General features: G+C 63.1%; 27 protein-coding genes. 5 read left to right on the plus strand and 22 right to left on the minus strand.

All coding sequences use genetic code 11. The features are described from left to right. Positions 1-22: 22 nt before the first annotated feature. Together clpA and clpS are read right to left on the minus strand one after the other, a co-directional pair. Positions 23-2299, minus strand: a complete 2277-nt coding sequence (clpA, locus tag JW897_RS12030) for an ATP-dependent Clp protease ATP-binding subunit ClpA (RefSeq protein WP_048415667.1) — start codon at positions 2297-2299, stop codon at positions 23-25. Continuing rightward, positions 2299-2607: an ATP-dependent Clp protease adapter ClpS gene (gene clpS, locus JW897_RS12035; protein WP_019101854.1), complete on the minus strand. Its 309-nt coding sequence runs from the start codon at positions 2605-2607 to the stop codon at positions 2299-2301. The genes clpA and clpS overlap by 1 nt, the downstream gene beginning before the upstream one ends. 231 nt (positions 2608-2838) lie before the next feature. On the opposite strand from clpS, the gene JW897_RS12040 reads away from it, so the two are divergent. After that, positions 2839-3042, plus strand: coding sequence for a cold-shock protein (locus tag JW897_RS12040; RefSeq protein ID WP_019101271.1), 204 nt, complete (start codon positions 2839-2841; stop codon positions 3040-3042). Between the two features lie 85 nt (positions 3043-3127). Here JW897_RS12040 and mdtH read toward each other — a convergent pair whose 3' ends face one another. Further along, on the minus strand, positions 3128-4330 hold the full coding sequence (gene mdtH, locus JW897_RS12045) for a multidrug efflux MFS transporter MdtH (protein ID WP_205466273.1): 1203 nt from the start codon (positions 4328-4330) through the stop codon (positions 3128-3130). A gap of 87 nt (positions 4331-4417) precedes the next feature. On the opposite strand from mdtH, the gene JW897_RS12050 reads away from it, so the two are divergent. Then, entirely contained in the window at positions 4418-5323 is a 906-nt protein-coding gene (locus JW897_RS12050; RefSeq protein WP_205466274.1) for a LysR family transcriptional regulator, read from the plus strand. On the opposite strand, the gene JW897_RS12055 is transcribed toward JW897_RS12050, so the two are convergent. The 3 genes from JW897_RS12055 to JW897_RS12065 form a co-directional block, all read right to left on the minus strand. Beyond that, positions 5306-5974, minus strand: coding sequence for a GntR family transcriptional regulator (locus JW897_RS12055; protein WP_048415664.1), 669 nt, complete (start codon positions 5972-5974; stop codon positions 5306-5308). The two genes, JW897_RS12050 and JW897_RS12055, sit on opposite strands and share 18 nt — an antisense overlap. 497 nt (positions 5975-6471) lie before the next feature. Next, positions 6472-7170 (minus strand): bifunctional 2-polyprenyl-6-hydroxyphenol methylase/3-demethylubiquinol 3-O-methyltransferase UbiG, encoded by a 699-nt coding sequence (gene ubiG / locus JW897_RS12060; protein ID WP_205466275.1) that lies wholly within the window; start codon positions 7168-7170, stop codon positions 6472-6474. A gap of 2 nt (positions 7171-7172) precedes the next feature. Further along, positions 7173-8492, minus strand: coding sequence for a TRZ/ATZ family hydrolase (locus JW897_RS12065; protein WP_048415662.1), 1320 nt, complete (start codon positions 8490-8492; stop codon positions 7173-7175). A 253-nt stretch (positions 8493-8745) separates the two neighbouring features. On the opposite strand from JW897_RS12065, the gene JW897_RS12070 reads away from it, so the two are divergent. Beyond that, entirely contained in the window at positions 8746-11556 is a 2811-nt protein-coding gene (locus JW897_RS12070) for a bifunctional diguanylate cyclase/phosphodiesterase (RefSeq protein WP_048415661.1), read from the plus strand. Positions 11557-11587: 31 nt separating this feature from the next. Further along, entirely contained in the window at positions 11588-12529 is a 942-nt protein-coding gene (locus tag JW897_RS12075) for a GGDEF domain-containing protein (protein WP_205466276.1), read from the plus strand. 13 nt (positions 12530-12542) lie between these two features. On the opposite strand, the gene JW897_RS12080 is transcribed toward JW897_RS12075, so the two are convergent. Beyond that, on the minus strand, positions 12543-13460 hold the full coding sequence (locus tag JW897_RS12080) for a LysR family transcriptional regulator (protein ID WP_205466277.1): 918 nt from the start codon (positions 13458-13460) through the stop codon (positions 12543-12545). A 103-nt stretch (positions 13461-13563) separates the two neighbouring features. Here JW897_RS12080 and JW897_RS12085 point away from each other — a divergent pair, with 103 nt between their 5' ends. Beyond that, on the plus strand, positions 13564-14553 hold the full coding sequence (locus tag JW897_RS12085; protein ID WP_205466278.1) for an aldo/keto reductase: 990 nt from the start codon (positions 13564-13566) through the stop codon (positions 14551-14553). 8 nt (positions 14554-14561) lie between these two features. Here JW897_RS12085 and JW897_RS12090 read toward each other — a convergent pair whose 3' ends face one another. The 15 genes from JW897_RS12090 to JW897_RS12160 form a co-directional block, all read right to left on the minus strand. Then, on the minus strand, positions 14562-15011 hold the full coding sequence (locus JW897_RS12090) for a fimbrial biogenesis chaperone (RefSeq protein ID WP_048415657.1): 450 nt from the start codon (positions 15009-15011) through the stop codon (positions 14562-14564). A 147-nt stretch (positions 15012-15158) separates the two neighbouring features. Beyond that, positions 15159-15482: a monooxygenase gene (locus tag JW897_RS12095; RefSeq protein ID WP_205466279.1), complete on the minus strand. Its 324-nt coding sequence runs from the start codon at positions 15480-15482 to the stop codon at positions 15159-15161. A gap of 507 nt (positions 15483-15989) precedes the next feature. Then, positions 15990-16292, minus strand: coding sequence for a helix-turn-helix transcriptional regulator (locus tag JW897_RS12100; protein WP_240352183.1), 303 nt, complete (start codon positions 16290-16292; stop codon positions 15990-15992). Further along, positions 16289-17251 (minus strand): phage Gp37/Gp68 family protein, encoded by a 963-nt coding sequence (locus JW897_RS12105; protein ID WP_205466280.1) that lies wholly within the window; start codon positions 17249-17251, stop codon positions 16289-16291. The genes JW897_RS12100 and JW897_RS12105 overlap by 4 nt, the downstream gene beginning before the upstream one ends. After that, entirely contained in the window at positions 17244-17549 is a 306-nt protein-coding gene (locus tag JW897_RS12110; RefSeq protein ID WP_205466281.1) for an H-NS family nucleoid-associated regulatory protein, read from the minus strand. The genes JW897_RS12105 and JW897_RS12110 overlap by 8 nt, the downstream gene beginning before the upstream one ends. Further along, the gene (locus JW897_RS12115; protein WP_205466282.1) at positions 17546-17764 is read right to left on the minus strand and encodes a hypothetical protein; all 219 of its coding nucleotides are present in this window, start codon (positions 17762-17764) and stop codon (positions 17546-17548) included. Before JW897_RS12115 ends, JW897_RS12110 begins: the two co-directional genes overlap by 4 nt. Then, entirely contained in the window at positions 17764-18156 is a 393-nt protein-coding gene (locus tag JW897_RS12120; protein WP_205466283.1) for a hypothetical protein, read from the minus strand. The genes JW897_RS12115 and JW897_RS12120 overlap by 1 nt, the downstream gene beginning before the upstream one ends. 43 nt (positions 18157-18199) lie before the next feature. Beyond that, positions 18200-18895: a DUF2786 domain-containing protein gene (locus JW897_RS12125; protein ID WP_205466284.1), complete on the minus strand. Its 696-nt coding sequence runs from the start codon at positions 18893-18895 to the stop codon at positions 18200-18202. A gap of 48 nt (positions 18896-18943) precedes the next feature. Continuing rightward, positions 18944-19666: a hypothetical protein gene (locus JW897_RS12130; protein ID WP_205466285.1), complete on the minus strand. Its 723-nt coding sequence runs from the start codon at positions 19664-19666 to the stop codon at positions 18944-18946. An 18-nt stretch (positions 19667-19684) separates the two neighbouring features. After that, positions 19685-19882, minus strand: a complete 198-nt coding sequence (locus tag JW897_RS12135; RefSeq protein ID WP_205466286.1) for a phosphoribosylglycinamide formyltransferase — start codon at positions 19880-19882, stop codon at positions 19685-19687. A gap of 82 nt (positions 19883-19964) precedes the next feature. After that, positions 19965-20336, minus strand: a complete 372-nt coding sequence (locus JW897_RS12140; protein ID WP_205466287.1) for a hypothetical protein — start codon at positions 20334-20336, stop codon at positions 19965-19967. Beyond that, positions 20333-20911, minus strand: coding sequence for a 3'-5' exonuclease (locus JW897_RS12145; RefSeq protein WP_205466288.1), 579 nt, complete (start codon positions 20909-20911; stop codon positions 20333-20335). Before JW897_RS12145 ends, JW897_RS12140 begins: the two co-directional genes overlap by 4 nt. Beyond that, positions 20908-21414, minus strand: coding sequence for a hypothetical protein (locus JW897_RS12150; RefSeq protein WP_205466289.1), 507 nt, complete (start codon positions 21412-21414; stop codon positions 20908-20910). Before JW897_RS12150 ends, JW897_RS12145 begins: the two co-directional genes overlap by 4 nt. Next, positions 21411-21578, minus strand: a complete 168-nt coding sequence (locus JW897_RS12155) for a hypothetical protein (protein ID WP_205466290.1) — start codon at positions 21576-21578, stop codon at positions 21411-21413. Before JW897_RS12155 ends, JW897_RS12150 begins: the two co-directional genes overlap by 4 nt. Then, positions 21575-22327: a P-loop NTPase family protein gene (locus JW897_RS12160; protein ID WP_205466291.1), complete on the minus strand. Its 753-nt coding sequence runs from the start codon at positions 22325-22327 to the stop codon at positions 21575-21577. Before JW897_RS12160 ends, JW897_RS12155 begins: the two co-directional genes overlap by 4 nt. Positions 22328-22339 lie beyond the last annotated feature (12 nt).

Genomic DNA, 22339 nt, shown 5'->3' on the forward strand with positions numbered 1-22339 from the left:
GTTGCGTATTGCGGAAGCAGGATCAGGCCGGTTCGGGCGTCAGCGCCTGGTGGTCGAATTGCAGTTCCACCTTGTCGTCCACGACGGTGACGGTGACCTCGCCGCCGGTGACCAGGCGGCCGAACAGCAACTCGTCGGCCAGCGCCTTGCGCAGCGTGTCCTGGATCAGACGCGCCATCGGGCGGGCGCCCATCAGCGGATCGAAGCCGTTCTTCGCCAGGTAGCGGCGCAGCTCGTCGGTGAAGTGGATGTCCACCCGCTTCTCCGCCAACTGCTGTTCCAGCTGCATCAGGAACTTGTCCACCACTTGCAGGATGATCTGCTCGTCCAGCATCTTGAACGGGATGATGGCGTCCAGGCGGTTGCGGAATTCCGGGCTGAACTGCTTCTTGATGTCGCCCATCTCGTCGCCGGCCGCCTTGGTCTGGGTGAAGCCCAGCGTCGGCTTGGACAAGGACTCCGCGCCCGCGTTGGTGGTCATGATGATCACCACGTTGCGGAAGTCCGCCTTGCGGCCGTTGTTGTCGGTCAGCGTGCCGTGGTCCATCACTTGCAGCAGCACGTTGTAGATGTCCGGATGCGCTTTTTCGATCTCATCCAGCAACACCACCGCGTACGGATGCTTGTTGACCGCCTCGGTCAGCTGGCCGCCCTGTTCGAAGCCGACGTAGCCCGGAGGCGCGCCGATCAGCCGCGACACCGCGTGGCGCTCCATGTATTCGGACATGTCGAAGCGGATCAACTCCACGCCCAGGATGTAGGCCAGCTGGCGCGCCACCTCGGTCTTGCCGACGCCTGTGGGGCCGGAGAACAGGAAGGACCCGATCGGCTTTTGCGGATTGCCCAGGCCGGAACGCGTCATCTTGATGGCGCTGGCCAGCCCTTCGATGGCTTTCTCCTGGCCGAACACCACGTTTTTCAGATCGCGCTCCAGGTTTTTCAGCACGTTCTTGTCGTCGGACGACACGGTCTTGGGCGGAATGCGCGCGATCTTGGCGACGATGTCCTCGATCTCGGTCTTGTTGATCACCTTCTTCTGCTTGGACTTGGGCAGAATCTTCTGCGCGGCGCCGGCCTCGTCGATCACGTCGATGGCCTTGTCCGGCAGGTGGCGGTCGTTGATGAAGCGCGCCGACAGCTCCGCCGCGGTGGACAGCGCGGATTGGGTGTACTTGACGCCGTGGTGGGCCTCGAAGCGCGATTTCAGCCCCTTGAGGATTTCCACGGTCTGTTCCACCGTCGGCTCGTTGACGTCGATCTTCTGGAAACGACGCGACAGCGCGTTGTCCTTTTCGAAGATGCTGCGGTATTCGTTGTAGGTGGTCGCCCCGATACAGCGCAGGCTGCCGTTGGACAGCGCCGGCTTCAGCAGGTTGGACGCGTCCAGCGTGCCGCCGGAGGCCGCGCCGGCGCCGATCAGGGTGTGGATCTCGTCGATGAACAGGATGGCGTTGCTGTCATCGGTCAATTGCTTGATCACCGCCTTCAGCCGCTGTTCGAAATCGCCGCGGTATTTGGTGCCGGCCAGCAGCGCGCCCATGTCCAGCGCGTAGACGGTGGACTTGGCCAGGATCTCCGGCACTTCGCCGTTGACGATGCGGCGCGCCAGGCCTTCGGCGATGGCGGTCTTGCCCACGCCGGCTTCGCCCACCAAGAGCGGGTTGTTCTTGCGGCGGCGGCACAGAATCTGCACGGTGCGCTCAAGCTCGGCCTCGCGGCCGATCAGCGGGTCTATCCTGCCGTCGCGCGCCTGTTGGTTGAGGTTCTGCGTGTAGTTTTCCAGCGCTCCGCCCGGACCGGAGGCCTGCTCCTCGCTCTCCGCTTCGCCGCTGTTGTCGCGGGGCTCCTGCGGCGGCTGCTGCGAGCGCTGCTTGGTGATCCCGTGCGAAATGAAATTCACCACGTCCAGCCGCGAAATGCCTTGCTGGTGCAGATAGTACACCGCGTGGGAATCCTTCTCGCCGAAGATGGCCACCAGGATGTTAGCCCCGGTCACCTCCTTCTTGCCGGAGGACTGCACGTGCAGGATCGCGCGCTGTATCACGCGCTGGAAGCCGAGTGTGGGTTGAGTTTCCACCTCCGCCTCTCCTGGCACGGTGGGGGTGTGCTCATCGATGAAATCTCCCAGCTGTTTTTTCAGCTGGTCGATATTGGCTCCACATGCGCGCAGTACTTCGGCGGCCGACGGGTTGTCGGTCATCGCGAGTAACAGATGCTCCACGCTGATGAACTCGTGGCGCTTGCGCCTTGCGTCCATGAACGCCATGTGCAGGCTTACTTCAAGCTCCTGGGCAATCATCAGTTTTCCTCCATAACGCACTGGAGCGGATGCTGGTGCGCTTTCGCATATTGCAACACCTGCTCGACCTTTGTTGCAGCCACGTCTTTGGTATAAACGCCACACACGCCGTGACCTTGCGTGTGGACTTGCAGCATGATGTGAGTGGCCTTTTCGCGGTTCATGTAGAAGAACTGCTGGAGGACCTGGATCACAAAATCCATCGGGGTAAAATCATCGTTCAATAACAAGACCTTATACATCGGGGGTGGGTTTTCCCTAACCCGGGACGCCTCTTGTATGGCATCGTCCTTGAACTGCGTAGACATGTCGGCTTTCGTGGAATCTGCGTCTTACTTCAATTTGGGTTCCCCAAGAGTTTTTTTCAAGGGGACTGGCACTTTTCCTCTACGACTTGACGATGGGCGGCGGGTTGCGTAGAAATGCAGCTGGTGCTTGGCTTAACTGTTTGGCATTTTTTTGCGCTAGGCAAGCCAGACAACTCTTATTAAGCTCTAAGTTGGTCGGCTTCACCAGCCTTTTTTTGCAAGGAAGTAAGAATGGCATTAGGTACCGTTAAGTGGTTCAATGACGCTAAAGGCTTTGGTTTCATTACTCCGGACGAAGGCGGCGAAGACTTGTTCGCTCACTTCTCGGCCATCAACATGCAAGGCTTCAAAACCCTGAAAGAAGGGCAACGTGTAAGCTTTGAAGTGGTGTCCGGTCCGAAGGGCAAGCAAGCGTCCAACATTCAGAACGCGTAACACCGGTTTTACTGTCTGTTTGCCGCAAGGCAAACAGCCCAGCTGATTGATGAAAAGCCCGCCATCCGGCGGGCTTTTGTTGTTGTCAGGCCGCTTGTTTGGCCGCCCTCGGCGCGGCCGCGCCGAACTGGCGCGCCAGCGCGATGAAGGTGAGCGCGCCCGCTGCGGCCAGCAGCAGCCAGGGCAGGCCGGCCTGATGCCGGCTTTGGGCCAAATCGTACAGCCAGCCGCCGGCGAGGAAGCCGCCGCCGCCGCCCAAGGCCAGCCCCAGCCGGCTGGCGCCCATATAGCTGGCCCTGGCTTCCGGTCGGGCCAGGCTGGCCACCAGGGTTTCCCGCGCCGGCTCGGTGATGAGGGTGCCGAGAAAGAACGCCGCCAGGATGACGAAGGCGGCCAGCGGCTGCCGCACCGCGGCCATGCAGGCCAGGCTGAGGCTCATCAGCGCAATGCCGGCCAGCACCCTGGTCTCCAGGCGGAAATGACGCTCGCCCAGCCGCGCCAGCGGGTAGAGCAGGCTGAGCGACAGGGCGGTTTCCAGGCCGTACATCCAGCCGACGGCCTGGGCGGTGCCGGTCAGCTGCTTGATGGCGATGGGCAGCAGCAGCATGATCTGCACGCTGAGCAGGTAATAGCCGCTGAGGGTGAGCACCAGCTTCAGGAAGCGGCGGTCGTTCAGCACGATGCGGATGGACGCCAGCGCCGGCGCGCGCCGGGCTGCGACGCGATAAGCCGGCAGCAGGCAGGCGTTTGCCGCCGCCGCCGCCAGAAACGCGACGGCGCCGCCCAGGCAGACCCAGCGGAAATCGAACTGCAGCAGCCAGGAGCCGAACAAGGCGCCGCCCACCGCGCCGGCGCTGTCCTGCATCATCAGCAGCGAGTAGAAGCGGTTGCGTTCGCGCGGCCGCGTCAATTTGGCCACCAGCGCGGAGCGCGGCGGATCGAACAGGGTGCCGCCCAGGCCGGAAAGCAGGCAGGACAGCCAGAGCTGCCACGGCGAGTCCGCCAGCGCCATGGCGGCGAAGCCGGCGGCGCGCAGCAGCATGCCGGCCACGATCAGCGGCTTGGCGCCGAAGCGGTCGGCCAAGGAGCCTCCGAACAAGCCGAGCCCTTGCTGGGTGAACTGGCGCAAGCCCAGCCCAAATCCCACCGCGGCGGCGGTCCAGCCCAATTGATCGACGAAATGCAGGCTGATCAAGGGAAAGACCATGAAGAAACCGAATACCACGATCAGGTTGTCCAGCAGGATGAAGCCTTTGCCCAAGGTCCGGGCCCGCGCTAGCAATGCCATGAAATCTCCTTATTTTCATGTCATTTTATGAGCGGTTCTGATATTCTGTAACTGACTAATCTGTAATAGTTAATATTGGATTTTCTTATGTCTATCGTCCTCTCCGATTTGCGCCTGCTGCTGGATATCGCCGAATTGGGCAGTTTCAGCCAGGCCGCGGCCAAGCGCGGCTGGTCGCAGCCGCAGGTCAGCCAGCGGGTGCAGGCGCTGGAGCAGGAATTGGGGACTTGCCTGTTTCATCGCCATCGCCGTGGCGCGGAGCCCACAGCGGCCTGCCTGGCCTTTTTGCCATCGGCGCAGCAGGCGGCGTCGGCGCTGGAGCAGGGGCGGGAAATCCTGCAGGGCACGCCGGCCTTGCCCTGTCTGCGGCTGTCTTGCCTGCCCTCGCTGACCTCGGCGGTCTTTGGGCCTTTGCTGTTGGACCTGGCCGAGGCGCCGCTGGAAATCCGCTGCGACACCGATCACTCGCCGCTAATCATGCAGAACCTGTTGTCCGGCCTGGTGCAGGTGGGCTTTGTGCTGCGTTGCCCGGCGATGGCCGGCATTCAGATGGAAACGCTGTGGCGCTCTCCCATCGTGGCGGTGGCGGCGGCCGGGCATCCGCTGGCGGAGCGCCGGGAGCCGATATCGCTGGAGGAGGTGGCCGCCTACCGCATCGCCCCCCAGTACTGGGGCGTGGAGTGCGATGAGTTGATACGCCGGCTGCGGCTGGCGCGCACCGTGGCCCAGCCCATCCATGCGGTCCAGCCGGCGTCGGCGGCCAGGGAATTGGCGCTGCGCCACGGTTTTCTGTGCTTCATGCCGGAATTGTCGATTCAGTCCGATCTGGCCGACGGCGTTTTGCGACGGCTGAGCGTTGTCGACCTGCCGGCCTGGCAGTGGGAGGTCACCATGGCCTGGCGAGCCGGCAAGCGCAGGGACGAGGGAAAGGAGTTGGTGTTGGACGCCGCCCGGGCTTTGGCCGGGCGGTGGGCGTCAATGGCGTCCGGCTAGCGACTCGGCCGCGCTTTGCGCCAGCTGGCTGTATTGCTGGCCGAATTCGGCCACCATCTGGCGCAATTTGGCGGTGTCGCGGGCGATGATGGTCTTGAGCAGGTTTTCCAGGAAGAGCTGGGTCTGATCCATCTGGCTCTTGCCGGCCCGCAGAATGGCGAACAGACAGCGCTGGGTCAGCGGCAGCAAGTCTTTCAGCGTGTGTTCCAGATAGCGGTTGCCGGCGTAGCGGTACAGGGTGTCGAGGAAATCGACGCCGTGCTCGTAAAAGCCGTGCAAATCGTCTTTGCGATTGCAGTCGGCCAACTGGGTGGTGACTTCGAAGAAGTGGGCCAGGTCGTCGTTCTGCCACGAGGTGGCGAGATTACAGACCGCTTGATCCAGCAACAGAAACCACAGCTCGAAGAAATGGCGCACATCCTGGCCGGTGATGCTGGATACCACCGCGCCGCGGCGCGGAAAAATCTCCACCAGATGGCGGCGTTGCAAAATCAATAAAGCTTCGCGCACGGACCCGCGGCTGACGTCCAGTTCCGACGCAATGCGCAACTCCTGGATGCGATCTCCTGCCTGCATCGTGCCTTGTATGATTTGTTTGCCCAGGTATTGGGCGATTTGTTCGGTCAGTGAGTCGTTCGCTTTGAACGTCATCTTGCTCTCCGGAATAGAATATTATTATTTTCCTATGTTTGATATGCGACGGCAATCAAACTGCAACGTTTGTCTGGCAGTAGTTTGTCCGACAGATTGTTGTTATCAAAACATTATCAGCGGTTTTGGCGCGGACTGTTGTCAACTTGCCGCACTAGACCTGCGTCCGGAAGGTTTTTCTTGCGCATTCATCATATCAATCATACGATTAAAACGCTTGTTTGAAATGGCTGACACGAGAGGGGCTATCAAAATGGGCGAGAGGCGTCGGAGAGGCATTTCCGCCGCCTTGCGGACCCGGCCGGCGGCCGGCCCGCGCGGGAACAGCAGCCTCGCAGGCGACGAACGGCGCAAGCCGAACGCCGCCGCAAGCGGGCCGTCCCGCGAGGGCGTCGAAGCCGACGCGGCGTTCGCGAACTTTAGCGGGTTGTGTCCGGTGTGGAACCGGGAGTGTGATTCAGGCCTTCGCCTTTGGCGAAGGCCTTTTTTCTTGCCGCTTATTCGGGACGGCGGCAGGCCATCAGATAGTTGACCGCGGTGTCGTCGCCCAGCGCATAGATGCGGGTCAGCGGGTTGTAGCTCATGCCGCGGACGGCGTCCAGCTCCAGACCGGCGTTGCGGGCCATGCGCGACAATTCCGAAGGCTTGAGGAAGCGCGCGTATTCGTGAGTGCCGCGCGGCAGCATGTTCAGCACGTATTCGGCGCCGACCACCGCCAGCAGATAGGACTTGGCGTTGCGGTTGAGCGTGGAGAAGAACACCCAGCCGCCGGGCTTGACCAGGCTGGCGCAGCTGCGCACCACGCTTTGCGGGTCCGGCACGTGCTCCAGCATTTCCATGCAGGTGACCACGTCGAAGCTGGCCGGCGCTTCCGCCGCCAGTTCCTCCACCGCCACGCAGCGGTAGTCCACCGCCACGCCGGACTCCAGGCTGTGCAATTGCGCCACTTTCAGCGATTTCTTGGCCAGGTCTATGCCGGTGACGGCGGCGCCGCGCGCGGCCATGCTCTCCGCCAGGATGCCGCCGCCGCAGCCCACGTCCAGCACTTGCTTGCCGGCGATGGCCGCGCGTTCGTCGATGAAGCCCAGGCGCAGCGGGTTGATTTCATGCAGCGGCTTGAATTCGCCGCTCATGTCCCACCACTTGTGCGCCAGCTGGCTGAATTTGTCGATTTCGGTTTCGTCTACATTGATCATGATTATTTCGCCAGGATGCGGTGACGCCAGTCTTCCGCGCGCGCCTTGAGCGCGGCTTCGTCCAGAGTCTTGAGTTGGCGTTGTTCCAATAGGGCCTGGCCTTTGACCCAGACGTGGCTGACTTGTTCGCGGCCGGCCGCGTAGACCACGTGGGAGATCGGATCGAAGGCCGGCGCGGTTTCGATGGCGGACAGGTCGATGGCGATCAGATCGGCCTGCTTGCCGGCCTTGATCGAGCCGACCTTGTCGGCGATGCCCAGTGCGCGCGCGCCGTTCAGCGTGGCCATGCGGATGGCGGTGGCGGCCGGAACCGAGGTGGGGTCCAACGTGCCCACTTTGGCCAGCAGCGCCGCCAGCCGGGTTTCCGCCAGCATGTCCAGCTTGTTGTTGGACGCGGCGCCGTCGGTGCCTATGCCCACGGCGATGCCGGCCTGCAGCATCTTGGGAATCGGGGCGATGCCGGAAGCCAGCTTCATATTGGACGAGGGATTGTGCGCGACCGACACGCCGTGCTTGGCGGCGATGTCGATTTCCTCGTCGTTCAAATGCACCATGTGGGCGGCGATCAGGCGCGGCGACAGCAGGCCCAGCTGTTGCAGGCGGGCCAGCGGGCGCTGGTGGCGTTCCTTGACGCTATTGCTCACTTCGTCCGCGGTTTCGTGGATGTGGCAATGGATCAGCATGTCTTCCTGCTCGGCCAGCGTCACCACCTTGGCGAAGGTGTCGTCCGACACGGTATAGGGCGCGTGCGGGGCCAGCGTGAAGGTGATCAGCTCTTCGCCCAGGAATTGGCGGCGCTCGGCCAGGGACTTGCTGATGTAGTCGTCGGCGTTGCTGGCGTAATTGGTGGGGAATTCCAGGATGGAACAGCCGACGAAGGTGCGCATGCCGGAGGCCAGGCCGGCGCGCGCCATCGCGCCGTGATAGAAATACATGTCGTTGATGGTGGTGGTGCCGCCGCGGATCATTTCCCCCATCGCCAGCAGCGCGCCGTCGAACACGAAGTCGTCGCGCACATGTTTGCCCTCGGCCGGCCAGATATGGTTGGTCAGCCAGTCCATCAGCGCCTTGTCGTCGGCCATGCCGCGCAACAGCGTCATCGCGGAGTGGCCGTGCAGATTGATCAGGCCCGGCATCAGCACGTGATTGGGCAATTCCACGCGTTGATCCGCCTCCAGCGCGCCGGCTTGGTCGGCTGGAATAATCGCGGCAATCCTGCCATCCTTCAAAGCAATGGCGTGGTTTTCCAGGATTTCGCCGTCTTCCTCGACGGTAATGATCCAGCGGGCGGAGATAATTTTGTCATAACGGGACTGGGACATGGGGCAATCCTGGCGCGATTTTGAAGTGTGTGGATTGTAGGCCGAGGCTAAATGCAAGGCAATGACGGAGCGCGGGAAGCGGCGCCGGAGCGCGCCGGCGCAAGGCTTGCCGGAGCCGGGCTTGACAAGGCGATGACTAGTGAATATTCCAGCATTTTGCCGCGATTATCCGGTGTATACTTTTGAAAATATGAACAACTGACGCATGGGCTCAATTGCCTGCGGCTAATGGCGAGCGATAATAAACGCAAACATGGCACACCACGCTGACGATAAATCCACAGCCAGTACCGGCCTTTCCCTTAGGGCTGTTTTTCTCATCGCCGTGGTGCTGGGCTTGCTGATTCCCGCGTCCATCATTAGTTATCTGAGTTTCAATATTCAACGGGACGCGCTGACCGCCCAGTTGGAAACCGATCAAAAACGCCTGCTGGACATCGTCGCCCTGGGCATGCAGGAGCCCTTGTGGAACCTGAGCCGCCAGGCCGGCAACCCCTTGATCGCTTCGGTGATGGAAGACGCGAGGGTGGTTTCCATCCGCGTCACCGATACCCAGTCCAATCAGATTTTCCTATCCTCGGTGCGCGCGGAACGCCGCATCGGCAGCGTGTCCTTCGTGGAAAAACCGGTGATCTACCGCGGCGAGGAAATCGGCCAGGTGACGCTGGAGTTCGACAACGAGCACCTGGCCATCGCGCTCAACAACCAGATCAAGAACATCCTGATGATTCTGGCGGCGCAGCTGGTGTTGTCCATCCTGCTGATCATGAGCATTCTGCATTCGCGCTTTCTCAGCCCGATGAAGGCCCTGACCGAGCAGGCGCGCTTGTTGGCCGAACTCAAGCTGGACCGGCCGTTCGAATGGCAGCGCCGCGACGAGATCGGTCATCTGGGCAAACATCTGGAATGGACCCGCGCCGAACTCAAGCGCCTGCTGGACGAGTTGCGCGCCAAGACGCTGGCGCTGGAGGCGGACATCTCCCGCCGCCGCGAGGTGGAGGACGCGCTGCGCCGCTCCGAGAACAAATACCGCGAGCTGTTCTGGTCCAATCTGGACGGCATCGTTATCAGCTCGCTGGACGGCCAGGTGATAGACGCCAACCCCGCCTTTCTCAATCTGATGTGCTACAGCCTGGACCAGCTCAAGCTGCAGAATTTCTGGACCCTGGTGGGGCCGGAGAGCGAGGCGCTGGAACGCTTCAATCTGGACAACAAGGTTTTGCGCTTCGGCTACTGCGACGAGTTCGAGGCCACCTACATCAACCGCTTCGGCAATCCGGTGCCGGTCAGCGTCAAGACCGTGGCGATGCGCGACGCTTTCGGCCGCATCAACGCGGTGTGGCGCATGGTGCGCGACATCTCCGAGAAGCGCGCGGCGGAGGAGAGGGTGCAACTGGCCGCCAAGGTGTTCGAGAACACCGTGGAGGGCATCATGATCACCGACGCCGACAAACGCATCCGCAGCGTCAACCGCGCTTTCACCGAAATCACCGGCTACACCCAGCACGAGGTGCTGGGCCAGAAGACCAGCGTCTTGTCCTCGGGCCGCCACGACCAGCCGTTTTACGAGCAGATGTGGCAGTCCATCGCCGATCACGGCTCCTGGCAGGGCGAGCTGTGGAACCGCCGCAAGAACGGCGAGGTGTTCCCGGAATGGCTGGCGATCAACGCGGTGCGCAACAGCCTGGGCGAAATCACCCATTACGTGGCCATCTTCAGCGATCTGACCGAACGCAAGGCGGCCGACGAGCGCATCCAGTTCCTCGCCCACTTCGACGTGCTGACCAGCCTGCCCAACCGCGTGCACATGCAGGACCGGGTGGAGCTGGCGATCCACAACGCCGGCCGCGACAACGAGCGGCTGGCGCTGTTGCTGCTGGACCTGGACCGCTTCAAGACCGTCAACGAATCGCTGGGCCACACCGCCGGCGACACCCTGCTGCAGGTGGCGGCGGACCGCATCAAGGGCGTGCTGGGGCCGGGCGAGATGCTGGCGCGCCAGGGCGGCGACGAATTCATCGTATTGCTGCCGGTGATTTCCGATCCCGGCGAGGCGGCGCTGGCGGCGGAGCGCATCCGTGACGCCTTCTCCGCGTCGATCGAGCTGCACAACCATGTGATCACCATCACGCCGTCCATCGGCATCAGCGTCTACCCGGACGACGGCCGCGACTACGAAACCCTGGTGCGCAACGCCGACGCGGCGATGTACCACGCCAAATCCTCGGGCCGCAACAGCTACAAGTTCTACACCGCCGACCTCAACGCCCGCGCGCGCGAAATCCTGGCGATCGAGAGCCAGCTGCGTTTCGCCTTGGAGCGCGAGGAATTCGTGCTGCATTACCAGCCGCAGGTGGAAATGGCCAGCGGCCGCATCATCGGCGCCGAGGCGCTGATCCGCTGGAACCACCCGTCGCTGGGCGTGCTGGGGCCGGTGCGCTTCATCGAGGTGGCGGAAGAGCGCGGCTTCATCGTGCAGATCGGCAACTGGGTGATAGGCGAGGCCACGCGCCAGCTGGCCGCCTGGCGCAGCCAGGGCCTGCCGGAACTGACCCTGGCCATCAATCTGTCCGCCTTGCAGTTCCGTCAGTCCGATCTGGCGGATCAGATCACCTCGGCGCTGGCCACCAACGGCCTGCCCGGCCACGCGCTGGACATCGAGGTGACCGAGAGCGTGGTGATGGAGGACGCGATGGCCACCATCCAGGCCATCGACAATATGAAGAACATGGGGCTGAAGCTGTCCATCGACGACTTCGGCACCGGCTATTCCAGCCTGTCCTACCTGAAGCGTTTCAAGGCGGACAAGCTGAAGATCGACCGTTCCTTCGTGCGCGACATCCCGCACGACGCCGACGACACCGCCATTGCCCGCGCCATCATCAATATGGCCAAGAACCTGAACATGAAGGTGGTGGCGGAAGGGGTGGAAACGATAGAGCAATGGCACTTCCTGCAACGCGAGGGCTGCGAGTACGTGCAAGGCTATCTGATCGCCCGGCCGCTGCCGGCGGACGAGTTCGTCAAACTGCTGGCGCAGGACAGCCTGTTGCCGCAGGAGTGAGCTGACCCAAGGGCTGGGCGGGAGCGCGCTGATGACTTTCAGGATTGGCGACGAGGCGGTGGATGTCGGCAAGGAGGTGCTGTCGCGCAGCCTGGACTTCGTGCCCATTCCCATCCTGATTTCGGAGTCCGACGCCAAGCTGGACCAGCCCGGCCGGCGCGTCCATCGCTATCTCAACCGCGCTTTCCTGCAACAGATAGGCTATACGCTGGAGCAGATGCCGGACATGGAGGCCTGGTTCCGGCTGGCTTATCCCGACCCGGCCTACCGCCTGGAGGTGGAGCAAAGCTGGCTGCAGGCGGTGAAGGACAGCCTGGCGCTGGGCCGCAATCTGGCGGAGATGACGGTGCGGGTCTGTTGCGCCGACGGCCGCTTGCGCTGGTTCATCGTCACCGCGCAGCTGCACGCCGACCTGCTGCCCAACTGGCACATCGTCACCTTTCGCGACGTGGACGACCTCAAGTGCATGATGGACGAGAACGCCCGGCTGTCGCGCACCGATTTTCTCACCGGACTGATCAACCGCCGCGAGGCGGTGCGCCAGCTGGAGTCCGCCTGGCTGCAATGGCTGCAGACGCGCCGGCCCTTCGCCGTGCTGCTGTGCGACATCGACCACTTCAAGCTGGTGAACGACCGCTTCGGCCACGACGGCGGCGACTACGTGCTGGTGGAGGCGGCGCGCCTGCTGCGCGAGGCGTTTCCGGATTTGCTCTGTTCGCGCTGGGGCGGGGAGGAGTTCCTGCTGCTGGCTCCGGACGCCGATGGGGTCGAGGCCGCGGTTTTGGCGGAGCGGGCTCGGCAGCGGCTCGCCGGCGCCCAGCTGCAGTGGCAGCAGCAGCCGGTGCCCCTGACGCTGAGCATAGGCCATGTCTGCGCGCAGCCGGGCCTGGAGGTGGAGGCTCTGCTGCAACGCGCGGACGCCGCCTTGTATCTGGCCAAGGCGGCGGGACGCAATTGCTGTCGGGCGGGCTGAGGCCGACGCGCCGTCAGCGGGCATCCGGCGCGGGCCCGGCCATGGCCTGTCTCAGATAATCGATGAACACACGCAGTTTCGCCGGCTGATGCAGGTGGTGCGGGTAATACAGGTAAAAGGCCTCCGCCGGCGGCATCCACTCGTCCAGCACCGTCACCAGGCCGCCGTCCGCCAGATGCGGCGCGGCCATCGCTTGCGGCAAATAGGCGAGCCCCAGCCCGTCCAGCGCGACGTGCAGCGCCGCTCCGGTGTCGTTGGCGGTCAGCGGGCCTTGCACCGCGACTTCGAACGGCCGTCCGGCGTCGACGAATTGCCAGCGGTAGATCTGGCCGCTGCTGGCGAAGCGATAGCGCAGGCAATCATGCTGCCGCAACTGGGCCGGATGCTCGGGCGCGCCGCGCGCCTGCAGATAGCGGGGGCTGGCGGCCACGCAAAAGCGGAGCGGGGCGCTGACCGCCACCGCCTGCATGTCTTGCTGCAGGCTCTCGCCAAAGCGCAGGCCGGCGTCCAGGCCGCGCTCCACGATGTCCACCAGCTGGTTGTTCACATCCAGTTCCAGCCGCAGCTGCGGATGAGCGCGCATGAAGCCGGGCAGCAGCGGATACAGCAGCAGGCTGGCGGCGATGTGGGGCAGGGTCAGCTTCAGCGTGCCGCTGACCTGGCCCTGCCATTGACGGGTGTCGTCCAGCGCGCCGTCCAATTGTTCCAGCAACGGCGTGATCCGAGCCAGCAGCGCCTGGCCGGCCTCGGTCAGTCCTACCTTGCGGGTGGTGCGGTTCAGCAGGCGCACGCCCAACTGGGCTTCCAGCTGACGCAGCGTCTGGCTCAGCGCCGAAGGCGTGATCTCTTGTTGAGCGGCGGCGCGGGTGAAGCTGCCGTGTTGGGCGATCAGACGGAAGGCTTGCAGCGCGTGCAGGGAATTTTGCGGCATTGTGAAGTTATTCTACGTAATGCATGCAGATTAAGCCCATTTTTCCCGTTGAGGCAAGAGTCTATGCTGCAGGCATCTTAACCAACCACGAAAGATGGCAGGCATGAAACAACGTCTCCTGGGCCGTAACGGCCCTACCGTTTCCGCGCTGGGCTTGGGCTGCATGGGCATGAGCGCCTTCTACGGCGCGCATGACGACGCCGAATCGCTGCGCACGCTGAATCACGCGCTGGACCGCGGCGTCAATCTGCTGGACACCGCCGATATGTACGGCCCTTACCGCAATGAGGAGCTGCTGGCGCAGTTGTTGAAGTCGCGTCGCCGCGAGGTGGTGCTGGCCACCAAGTTCGGCATCGTGATGGATGCGGCCAATCCGGCCGCGCGCGGCGTCAACGGCCGGCCCGAGTACGTGCGCAGCAGCTGCGAGGGTAGTCTCAAGCGCTTGGGCGTCGACGTCATCGACCTTTACTACCTGCACCGCGTGGACCCGCAGGTGCCGATCGAAGAAACGGTGGGCGCGATGGCGGAGCTGGTGCGCGCGGGCAAGGTCCGCTATCTGGGCTTGTCCGAAGCCGCGCCCGAGACTCTGCGCCGCGCGCACGCCGTCCACCCCATCCACGCGCTGCAAAGCGAATACTCCTTGTGGACGCGGGATCCGGAACAAGAGGCGCTGGCCCTGTGCCGGGAACTGGGCGTCGGTTTCGTCGCCTACAGCCCGCTGGGCCGCGGCTTTCTGACCGGGGCGATCCGCAGCCCGGACGACTTCGACGCCGACGACTACCGGCGCGGCAATCCGCGCTTCCTCGGCGAGAATTTCCAACGCAACCTGGCGCTGGTGGACCGGGTGAAGGCCTTGGCCGAGGCCAAGGGCTGCTCGCCGGCGCAATTGGCGCTGGCCTGGGTGCTGGCGCGAGGCGATCACATCGTCGCCATTCCCGGCGCGCGCCGCATCCGCAATCTGGACGACAATCTGGGCGCGCTGGCGGTGGAGCTGAGCGCGGCGGAGCGAGCGGAGATCGACGCGCTGTTTCCGCCGGAGGCCGTCAGCGGCCTGCGCTACGCGGCTGAAGTGATGGCGACGGTGCAGCGCTGAGCGGGGCCCTAGCGGTCTCGCCGCCAGTCGCGGCGGTCGCGCTCATGGCCGCGGCCATGGTCGTGATCGTCGCCGCCGCGCCACTCGCGCCGATCGTGTTCGCGCCAGTGCTCATGGCCGTGCCGGACCTGCTGGTAACGCGGCACATAGACTTGGCGGTACCACTCGTCGCGGACAAAGTAGACCGGGCGGCCGCAGGCGCCGTAGCGGCCGCAGTAGCGGCGCCAATCCTTCATGTGACCGGGCGGCACCCGCAGGTACATCGGCGCCACCGATACCGGAGCGGGCTGGATGAGCACCGGTTGCGGATAGATCAGTTGCGGCGGCGGGAAGCCGCCAAGGGTGAGTTGGCCGTAGAAACCGGGTTGGCCGATGGCGATGGAGACGCCGGCCTGGGCCGGCATGGCGCAGAACCATGCCGAGGCGGTCAGCGCGGCGAATGCGAATAGGCGTTTCATGGCGAATGTCCTTTTGGTCGTACAAGCGAGTGTTGTACTGCCAATATCGTCCGGGACTATTGCGCATGCGCGAAGCTGCACGGCGGAATGATGTCTAATGTTGACGGCAAGGGGGTTTGGCAAACAAAAGCAAAACTTTCCGGCCGCTCAGCCCTGGACCGGGCCGCAGACGAAATCCGCGTGGTTGATCTGGCTGAGCGCCGGGTTGACGTCGAAGATTCTGCCGCTCACCTCGCTTACGCCCAAGGCCTTCAGTCTGGCGCTATGCATGCGCAAATAGGCTTGCGCGCTTTCCTCGTCGGCAAACAGATAAACGCCGCCGGCTTCTTGCCGGCGCGGATTCTCCGTCCAGATCTTCCAGATGAAGCCGGGTTCCTGATTGATGGAGGCCGCCAGCGCTTGCAGTTGCGCGCTCATGTCGTCGCCGAAGGGGCCGGGGTAGTCGAAGTGGACTTGCAGCAGTTTGGGCATGAAAGCGTTTCCTTGGGGATGAAGAACCCTATGGGGAGCGGGCCTGCACGGCTTGCGACGCCGGGCAGGGCGCCGCGTCGCGCATCGCCATGATACTCGCCTGGCGCGGGCGCGCTCTGGCCGAGATCAAGCAAGCGAGAGGGGACAGGGGGGCGGCCCGATCAGAATCGGCAGCGCTGTGGGCGGGACTGTTTCGAAACGCGGCTTCGGACTTGGCGCGGCCTTGAACGAGCGCGAATGAAAAAGCCGCTCGCGGTTGGCGAGCGGCTTCATCGTGCCGGAGGCGGGAGGCGCTTATTCCGGACGCATCTGCGGCGTAAAAATTAATTGTGTAACCTATTGATATATATTGTGTGTTCTTGTTTTTGTAAACAAGATACCCCCATATATACCCCCTGTTTTTTTTGATCTCATATCCGTCACGCATGGCGGGGGTATCACGCTTTGTGCTGCATTGTAATGCAAAAAGCCACCGTGTCCGGTGGCTTTGATTCTGGCAGTTGGCTCTCACGCTACCGCCCTCTGTCCAACCTTCCACAACTGCCAGGCGTCGATTTCGGACTCCAGCCAGGCCACGCTTTTGCCGCCAAGCGGGATCGGGGCCGGGAATCCGCCACCGGCGATCCAGTCGTACATGGTGGTCTTGCTGATGCCGCAGCGATCCAGCACAGTGGCGCAGCGCAGGAAGCGGTCGCCTTTTACTGGCGACTGGCTGGACCAGGGTGGCAGGGCAATGGCTGCATCCGTGGTGCCGGCCATGTCCATTTCGATCAGACGGCGCTGCTTATCGGTCAGATTGCGTTGCTTCATGCCTCGCCGCCTTTCATTGCTGGATAGCCATCATGGGTCACGCCGTCGAGCAGTCGGCCGGCGGCCTTCTTTCCGACTCGGTAGACTGCCGCAGCGGTGCGCGTGTATCGGTTGTCGTCTGCGTCATCGGCAACCCATCGACGAGTATCGTGATCGAGCGCCTTGCGCAACGGTTCTGGCATCTGTACGCCCTCAGCAATCCATTCGCCCCACTGTTTGAACAGAAATGGCACGCCGGCGGCCGTGCACTGATCGCGCAGGGAGCGAGCCCAGGCCGGGTGCATCGGCCGCGCGTTCGGGCCGGATTCGCCACCGACGACCACCCAATCAATACCAGGCCACTTATCGTCCCTATTGCCATGTGGGCGGTGGTGCCACTCCAAGGCGTCGCCAAAGAAACCAGGGCTGGCAGTGTGGGCGATTTTGGTCAGGTCCACCGGCCCAAGCAGCGGCTCCATGGATAGCCAGCGAATGCGTGCCGGCAGCGCCAGCAACTTCGGAATGTCTCGGTTGGCCTCTTCCTGGTTCACCACGCTGATGCCGATCCACACGTTCGAGTAGCCGTCGGCCCAATCGGGCGGCAGCATCTTGGTGGCGTTGCCGATGCGCTTGGTCAGTAGCAACCAGTCCAGGTGCGGCGTGGCCTTGATCAGCTCGAACAGGCGCTCGCGGGCGCCGGCCGGGGCGTTCTTGTCGAACACGTCGGCCATCGAGGCGCAGAACACGCGGTAGCGCACGCCCTCGGCCTGGGCCTTGCGGTTCCACTTCAGCGGCTCGTTCCAGTGCTTGTCGCCGAACTCGCGGCGGCTCGCAAGCGCGCCCCACAGCTCCGAATTGGGCGTGAAGCGGTTCGCATCACGCTCGGCGTAGCAGTTATCGCAGGCCGGCGAGACTTTCGCGCAGCCCCACCATGGGTTGAACGTGTGGTGCGTCCACTCGATCTTGCTGTTTTCAGCCATGATTGGCTCCTTTTGTGTTGGCGATTGCAGCGCTCTCCTGCGTTGTAGCTGCCTGCTGGTCCAATCTGGCTGCCAGCTGCTTCAGCGTGCCGCCCTTGGCCAGCCACTCGCGCACCCATCCAGGCTGCTGGCCACGTCCTGCCCACGTCATCACGCCGCCTGCTCTGCTGCCCATGACGTAGAACACTTGGCGTCCGCGTAGGTGGTTGGCCGCAAGCCGGCGCCTCACATCTGGCGGTAACAGTGCCGCCGCTTGCTGCCCGGTGGTGGTGAGGTCAAGCTCGATCTGGTCGCTCATGCCGCGGTTCCTTCCGGCTTATCCGGGCCGATCATGAAGTCGTAGTCACGGCGTTGCTGTTCATCCATCGGCTGCAGGTAGCCGGCTCGACAAGCCTCGGTGCCGGCGTAGCCGCACGGAAACAGGCTATCCAGCTTGCAGGCGCACTCGTCGCCGGAGAGTCCGTCATAACCGTGCTGGCGCAGGAACTCCAAGGTGATTGTTTTAACGTCCATCAGGCGCCCCCTCTTGCCTTGCTGCCGGCGTTGCATTCCCAGTGGCGGACTGGGCCGCAGGTGCATTGCTTGTGCTCCGGCTCCTCACGTTTCGCAAAGGTGGCCACTGGGCCGTCTTCGGTGTCCCAGATGCCCAGCAGGAACCAGCCGGGGGGATGTTCCGGCTTCCATTCGCGGATGTCGTTGCTTTCAATTTCGAAGTAGCTGGCATAGGCGGGGTGGTCTTCTTCCTCCCACTCGAGCCAAACGCTCCGGACAGTTAGCCGTTGCTCTTTCAGCCAGGCGGTGTAGGCGGCTGCGTCCTCGTCGAAATTGGGGATGTCCGGGTGTGTCCAGTAGCCTTGTTCATCGCGCTGTGGCTCGACCGGCTGAATCAGTTGGATAGTGGTCATAGTCAATCCTGAAAAGTAAGGCCACCGTGGTGGTGGCCTGTTGTCACGTCAGCGCCAATTGCTTGTCGCCCGCATGGCCGCCGATGCCGTGGTGAAGCTTGGCCTTTTCACCTTCGCGCTGGCCTTGGCGGTAGGCGTTGGTGTCGGCCTGGTTGAATTTGCGATCTTGGTTGCGGTTGTTTGTTTTCAGGTCGCCGATTTGTTCGTACTTGTTCTGCAGGTAGCTTTCGATGATTTCTGCGTCGGGATTGGTGTCGCCAGCGAACTGTTGCACCTGGCTGTAAACCTGCCTGACCCATCCCTCGCAAAACAGATCCGCTCGACGCGTTTTGCTCCGCGAGACCAGCCGCTGGCATTGCGTTTCGATAAACTCCTGCCGGGCTTTGCGCGCTTGTCTTGCGAGTTGGTTGAATGCGTAACCGGCAATCTCGGGGGCGGCCTCTCGACCGATAAATTGCCACTCGCCGCGTCTCCACATTGACTGATGGAGCGACCGGCAATTGAAGGCTTTTGCCACGGTGGAGGCGAGCCAGGCTTCCCATTGTGCTGGCCTGTTTTTTGCGCCTGCTCGGATTGAGTGCTCCTTGATGTCGCTGGTCTGCACGTCATTCATGCGTAGACCGTGCTTCTTCATCAGGGCGTGGGCCTGCCGGAGCGCGGTTGAGGCTTCATGTTCATTGCTGCTACCGGCCAGCCGCAGGCATTTCTTGATCTTGCGGAGGATGTTTTCGTCTTGCATGTCAGGCTCCAGAATTGACCGGGCCACCGCTGGGGTGGCCTTGGTGGTTTAGTCGTCGTAGCCGTCCGGGTCTCGGTACTGGAATTCGCCGTCAAAGTCGGTGCGGTCGAAGATCACCTTCACCTGCTGGCTGTACAGCTGCAGCAGCATGCGGGAAATGCCAAACATGCGGCCTGCAATCAGGCCCTCGGTGATCTTCACATCGTCAACGCGAATGGTGGTGACGCGCCCGTCGCCATCAAAGGCCAGATGGTACTTGCAGGAATGGCGCGACTTGTTCTCTTCCGGGTCGATGCTCACGCTCATGTATCCACGCAGCACGCTGCTATCGGGATAGCTCTGCCAGATGATGAAGGTGGGGTAGTCGTTTTTCTCGGCGTAGCTTTCCGACGTGTCGTTGAAGTCGTCAAACAGCATCTGCAGCAGGTCGCCGATCTTCATTTCCGACGGCAGCGGCTTGGTGATTTCCTCCAGCATGGGGTTAATCACGTTCGCTGCCTGCTCGGCCATCATGGCGTTCAGCTTGGCTACAACGGCCTTGGACACGAAGTCACCGAAATAGCCCATGTCGGCGTAAGTTTTTGGCATGTGGTCGGTAATGTGCTGTTCCAGCCCTTTGCGGAAGTCGCTGCTGTAGCGGAACTGACCTTCGATGGCCGACTGTACGGCCTCGCCCACATTCTTTTCGATGATGGGCTGCAGCACTTCCGGCGCCAGCTTGGCGGCGATGGCGTCGGCCACCATCTTTTCGATGTCGATCTTGAGTTCCATTGTTCTCTCCTGAATGAATCAGGCCACCGCGTGGGTGGCCTGTAGTCGTTTGAGTTGGGCGCGCAGGTTGCGCAGCGCGCGCCAGTCGGATGGTGATTTCGGTATGCCGGTGCGCCGGCCTCCGGGCAGGATCAGCACGTCGTGCTTCTTGCCCGGCCGTAGCGTGGCGCCGGCGGCGATATAGGGCGCAATCAATTGGGCGATGTCGTTGCGCATGCCTCTGCTGCTTTCTTCACATCCTGCGCCGGCGGGCGGCGCGGGGTGACGTGGTAGTCCTCGCCATAGTCGCGGTAGCAGTTCATGCGGATTCCATGGCTGAAAACGCGCTACTGGAGTTGCGCGGCATGTGGCTGGAGGTGCAGCTTCGGCCGCGGGCGTGACGCTCCGGGATGTGCCGGCCGGGCGGCATGGCTGCCGGCAGGCGGTAGCCCAGCAGCGCCTGCAACGTATGGCCGTCTGAGCCGTTGGCGCGGTACTGGCGCGGGTGGTGGCGGGCGATGGTGATGTCGAGTTCGCGGGCGTGCAGTGCCAGCAGCTGGCCGATGCGGTCGGGGTTGGTGTTCAGCTGGCGGGCGATGGCGGTGCTGCCGAACGGCTGGCCGTGTTGGGCGGCGATCGCGTCGCGCAGGCGGGCAAGGATGTCCTGCATGGTGGCTCCTTGTGGGTTCATATCGTGACTTCTGCAGGGTGGTTTCTGGTCTGCAGGCCGTGCAGCAGCTCGGCCAGGTGGCCGGCCTCGTATTCGGCGTCATCGATGGCGATGTGCTTGCGCAGGTGCTCCGGCCGGGCCGGGTAGCGGGTGCTGCCGCCCCATAGCGGCGCCATGTTCTTCAGGTTGCGCAGGCAGCAGTCGCGCCAGAACGGCCAGTGCATTCCGTGTTGCAGATAGGCGTGGCTGAGGATTGTGTTGTCGAACGGTGCGCCGTTGCCCCATATCGGGTACGGGTTCAGCCTCAGCCAGGCGTCCAGCGACTGCAGCGCCAGCCACAGCGGCAAGCGGTCCAGCTTGTAGGAAAACGCTTCATGTCGGGCGGCGTCGTTCTGTTCCTGCCACCATTTCCAGGTGCTCCGGTCGGCGTGCCGTGTGGGCAATTGCTCCAGGTATTCGACGCGGCGATACCAGCGGGCGCGGATGTGGGCCTTTCCGTGCTCGATGTCGGCGACGACCGCGCCGACGCTAAGGATGATCGCGTCCGGTGTCAGGGCCATCGTTTCAAGGTCCGTGATGATGTAGCGATTGGTCATTTGGCGATCCTCGGCCGCTGGGTGGAGGCGTACTCTACGCAGTGCTGCGTGTCCTGCGGGTAGATCGGGCAGCTTCTATTGGCCTTCGTGCACGTTTTGCACAGCGACTGGCTGTTCTCGGCTGCAGCGATGGCGGCGTCTGCTTGTTTGCAGTATTCACACCGATCTGCATGGTGAGGGTCGTCAATTTGATGGCGCTTGCGCAAAACTTTCAGCGCCGCCAGCAGCTGTTGGTTCACCGGCTCGGGCTGGGGCGCGGCGGTCGATTCGCCGTGGTGCCAGAGGAAGGCGCAGTAGGCGGCCACATCGCGCGGGTCGCCCTTTTCAAGATGCTGCAGGAGGTGGGCGCGACAGATGTTCATCCAGTCGGGGCGCATCCAGTTGTTGGTGTAGCCATGCTTTTCTTGCGCGGCAGTCAGCTTGAATGCCAGCGCTTCGGCAAATAGGCCGACTAGGTTGGCTGTGTCTGGATGAAGGTTGGCGGGGACGTTGAAGAGTTTCATGCTCGGGCCTCCTTCTCGATGCGCCGGTTCTCGATCTCGCGGCGGGCGGCGGCGGTGCGGCGGTCCTTGAGGCTGCAGCACGGCAGCGGCTTGCCGGCCAGCTCTGCGGAGCGCAGATCGGCGCGGGTGCGGATGTAATCGCGGTTGGGGTAAAGGCGCGTCATGCTGCCACCGCCGCTTTCTGCCCGATGTCCAGCCCGTCCAGCGCGTTGCAGTAGTACGCCCACACGCGCGCCAGGCGGCGGCGGGCGACGGGGCTGTATGCGCTGTGCTGCACGGCTTCGGCGTAGGTCAGGCCGTCGCTTCGCATTTCGGCGTAGTCCTGGCCAAAGGTATGGGGGTCCAGCTCCATCATGTGGACGATGCCGGCGAAGCGGTGGCGGTTCTGCAGGTAAAGCTGGCTTTGCTCGATGCCGCGCCCCTCATGCTCGACCGGGCCGTGGTACGGGTTGCACCAGGCGACGATGTCGGCGGCGGGCAGGTCTTCCAGAATGTCCTGCAGGCCGTTGGCGGTTTCGACGAAATCCAGCCCGCCCAGCAGCGGCACATGGATGATTGGCCGGATGCCCTCGTCCACCAGCAGGCCCAGCGCGTCCGACTGCACCAGGTAGGATTTCAGCGGCACGAACACGCTGGCGCCGGTGTCGGTGACGGTGTGGCCGCTGTGGTCGAGGATGCGGCCGATCAACGTGTCGAACTCACGGGTGGCAATCTGCTGGTGGTTGTTCAGCAGTTCCACACCTTGCACGCCGAGCGAGGTGATGCGACTGAAGGTGCGGTTCACCGGGTCGGTGTCGAAGCACTGGATCAGCGCGCTGGCCATGGTGGTGAGGTATTGCGCCACCAGCGAGCTGGTCCCGGATTTAAAACAACCTCCCTTGCCTTGCATGATGAAGTGGGCCGTACGTTGCATGGGGTTCTTCTC

The sequence above is a fragment of the Chromobacterium alkanivorans genome, assembly GCF_016937655.1.
Classification (GTDB): Bacteria; Pseudomonadota; Gammaproteobacteria; order Burkholderiales; family Chromobacteriaceae; genus Chromobacterium; species Chromobacterium alkanivorans.

What these genes read in the sequence shown, in the direction of transcription:
- JW897_RS12130 (WP_205466285.1), bottom strand. Translation starts at nt 19,666, where the DNA reads ATGGAACTCAAGATCGACATCGAAAAGATGGTGGCCGACGCCATCGCC.
- clpS (WP_019101854.1), bottom strand. Translation starts at nt 2,607, where the DNA reads ATGTCTACGCAGTTCAAGGACGATGCCATACAAGAGGCGTCCCGGGTT.
- JW897_RS12155 (WP_205466290.1), bottom strand. Translation starts at nt 21,578, where the DNA reads ATGACGCGCCTTTACCCCAACCGCGATTACATCCGCACCCGCGCCGAT.
- JW897_RS12125 (WP_205466284.1), bottom strand. Translation starts at nt 18,895, where the DNA reads ATGCAAGACGAAAACATCCTCCGCAAGATCAAGAAATGCCTGCGGCTG.
- JW897_RS12050 (WP_205466274.1), top strand. Translation starts at nt 4,418, where the DNA reads ATGTCTATCGTCCTCTCCGATTTGCGCCTGCTGCTGGATATCGCCGAA.
- JW897_RS12150 (WP_205466289.1), bottom strand. Translation starts at nt 21,414, where the DNA reads ATGAAACTCTTCAACGTCCCCGCCAACCTTCATCCAGACACAGCCAAC.
- JW897_RS12120 (WP_205466283.1), bottom strand. Translation starts at nt 18,156, where the DNA reads ATGACCACTATCCAACTGATTCAGCCGGTCGAGCCACAGCGCGATGAA.
- JW897_RS12110 (WP_205466281.1), bottom strand. Translation starts at nt 17,549, where the DNA reads ATGAGCGACCAGATCGAGCTTGACCTCACCACCACCGGGCAGCAAGCG.
- JW897_RS12105 (WP_205466280.1), bottom strand. Translation starts at nt 17,251, where the DNA reads ATGGCTGAAAACAGCAAGATCGAGTGGACGCACCACACGTTCAACCCA.
- JW897_RS12040 (WP_019101271.1), top strand. Translation starts at nt 2,839, where the DNA reads ATGGCATTAGGTACCGTTAAGTGGTTCAATGACGCTAAAGGCTTTGGT.
- JW897_RS12100 (WP_240352183.1), bottom strand. Translation starts at nt 16,292, where the DNA reads ATGAAGCAACGCAATCTGACCGATAAGCAGCGCCGTCTGATCGAAATG.
- JW897_RS12075 (WP_205466276.1), top strand. Translation starts at nt 11,588, where the DNA reads ATGACTTTCAGGATTGGCGACGAGGCGGTGGATGTCGGCAAGGAGGTG.
- clpA (WP_048415667.1), bottom strand. Translation starts at nt 2,299, where the DNA reads ATGATTGCCCAGGAGCTTGAAGTAAGCCTGCACATGGCGTTCATGGAC.
- JW897_RS12055 (WP_048415664.1), bottom strand. Translation starts at nt 5,974, where the DNA reads ATGACGTTCAAAGCGAACGACTCACTGACCGAACAAATCGCCCAATAC.
- JW897_RS12085 (WP_205466278.1), top strand. Translation starts at nt 13,564, where the DNA reads ATGAAACAACGTCTCCTGGGCCGTAACGGCCCTACCGTTTCCGCGCTG.
- JW897_RS12115 (WP_205466282.1), bottom strand. Translation starts at nt 17,764, where the DNA reads ATGGACGTTAAAACAATCACCTTGGAGTTCCTGCGCCAGCACGGTTAT.
- JW897_RS12090 (WP_048415657.1), bottom strand. Translation starts at nt 15,011, where the DNA reads ATGAAACGCCTATTCGCATTCGCCGCGCTGACCGCCTCGGCATGGTTC.
- mdtH (WP_205466273.1), bottom strand. Translation starts at nt 4,330, where the DNA reads ATGGCATTGCTAGCGCGGGCCCGGACCTTGGGCAAAGGCTTCATCCTG.
- JW897_RS12145 (WP_205466288.1), bottom strand. Translation starts at nt 20,911, where the DNA reads ATGACCAATCGCTACATCATCACGGACCTTGAAACGATGGCCCTGACA.
- JW897_RS12095 (WP_205466279.1), bottom strand. Translation starts at nt 15,482, where the DNA reads ATGCCCAAACTGCTGCAAGTCCACTTCGACTACCCCGGCCCCTTCGGC.
- JW897_RS12065 (WP_048415662.1), bottom strand. Translation starts at nt 8,492, where the DNA reads ATGTCCCAGTCCCGTTATGACAAAATTATCTCCGCCCGCTGGATCATT.
- ubiG (WP_205466275.1), bottom strand. Translation starts at nt 7,170, where the DNA reads ATGATCAATGTAGACGAAACCGAAATCGACAAATTCAGCCAGCTGGCG.
- JW897_RS12070 (WP_048415661.1), top strand. Translation starts at nt 8,746, where the DNA reads ATGGCACACCACGCTGACGATAAATCCACAGCCAGTACCGGCCTTTCC.
- JW897_RS12135 (WP_205466286.1), bottom strand. Translation starts at nt 19,882, where the DNA reads ATGCGCAACGACATCGCCCAATTGATTGCGCCCTATATCGCCGCCGGC.
- JW897_RS12140 (WP_205466287.1), bottom strand. Translation starts at nt 20,336, where the DNA reads ATGAACCCACAAGGAGCCACCATGCAGGACATCCTTGCCCGCCTGCGC.
- JW897_RS12160 (WP_205466291.1), bottom strand. Translation starts at nt 22,327, where the DNA reads ATGCAACGTACGGCCCACTTCATCATGCAAGGCAAGGGAGGTTGTTTT.
- JW897_RS12080 (WP_205466277.1), bottom strand. Translation starts at nt 13,460, where the DNA reads ATGCCGCAAAATTCCCTGCACGCGCTGCAAGCCTTCCGTCTGATCGCC.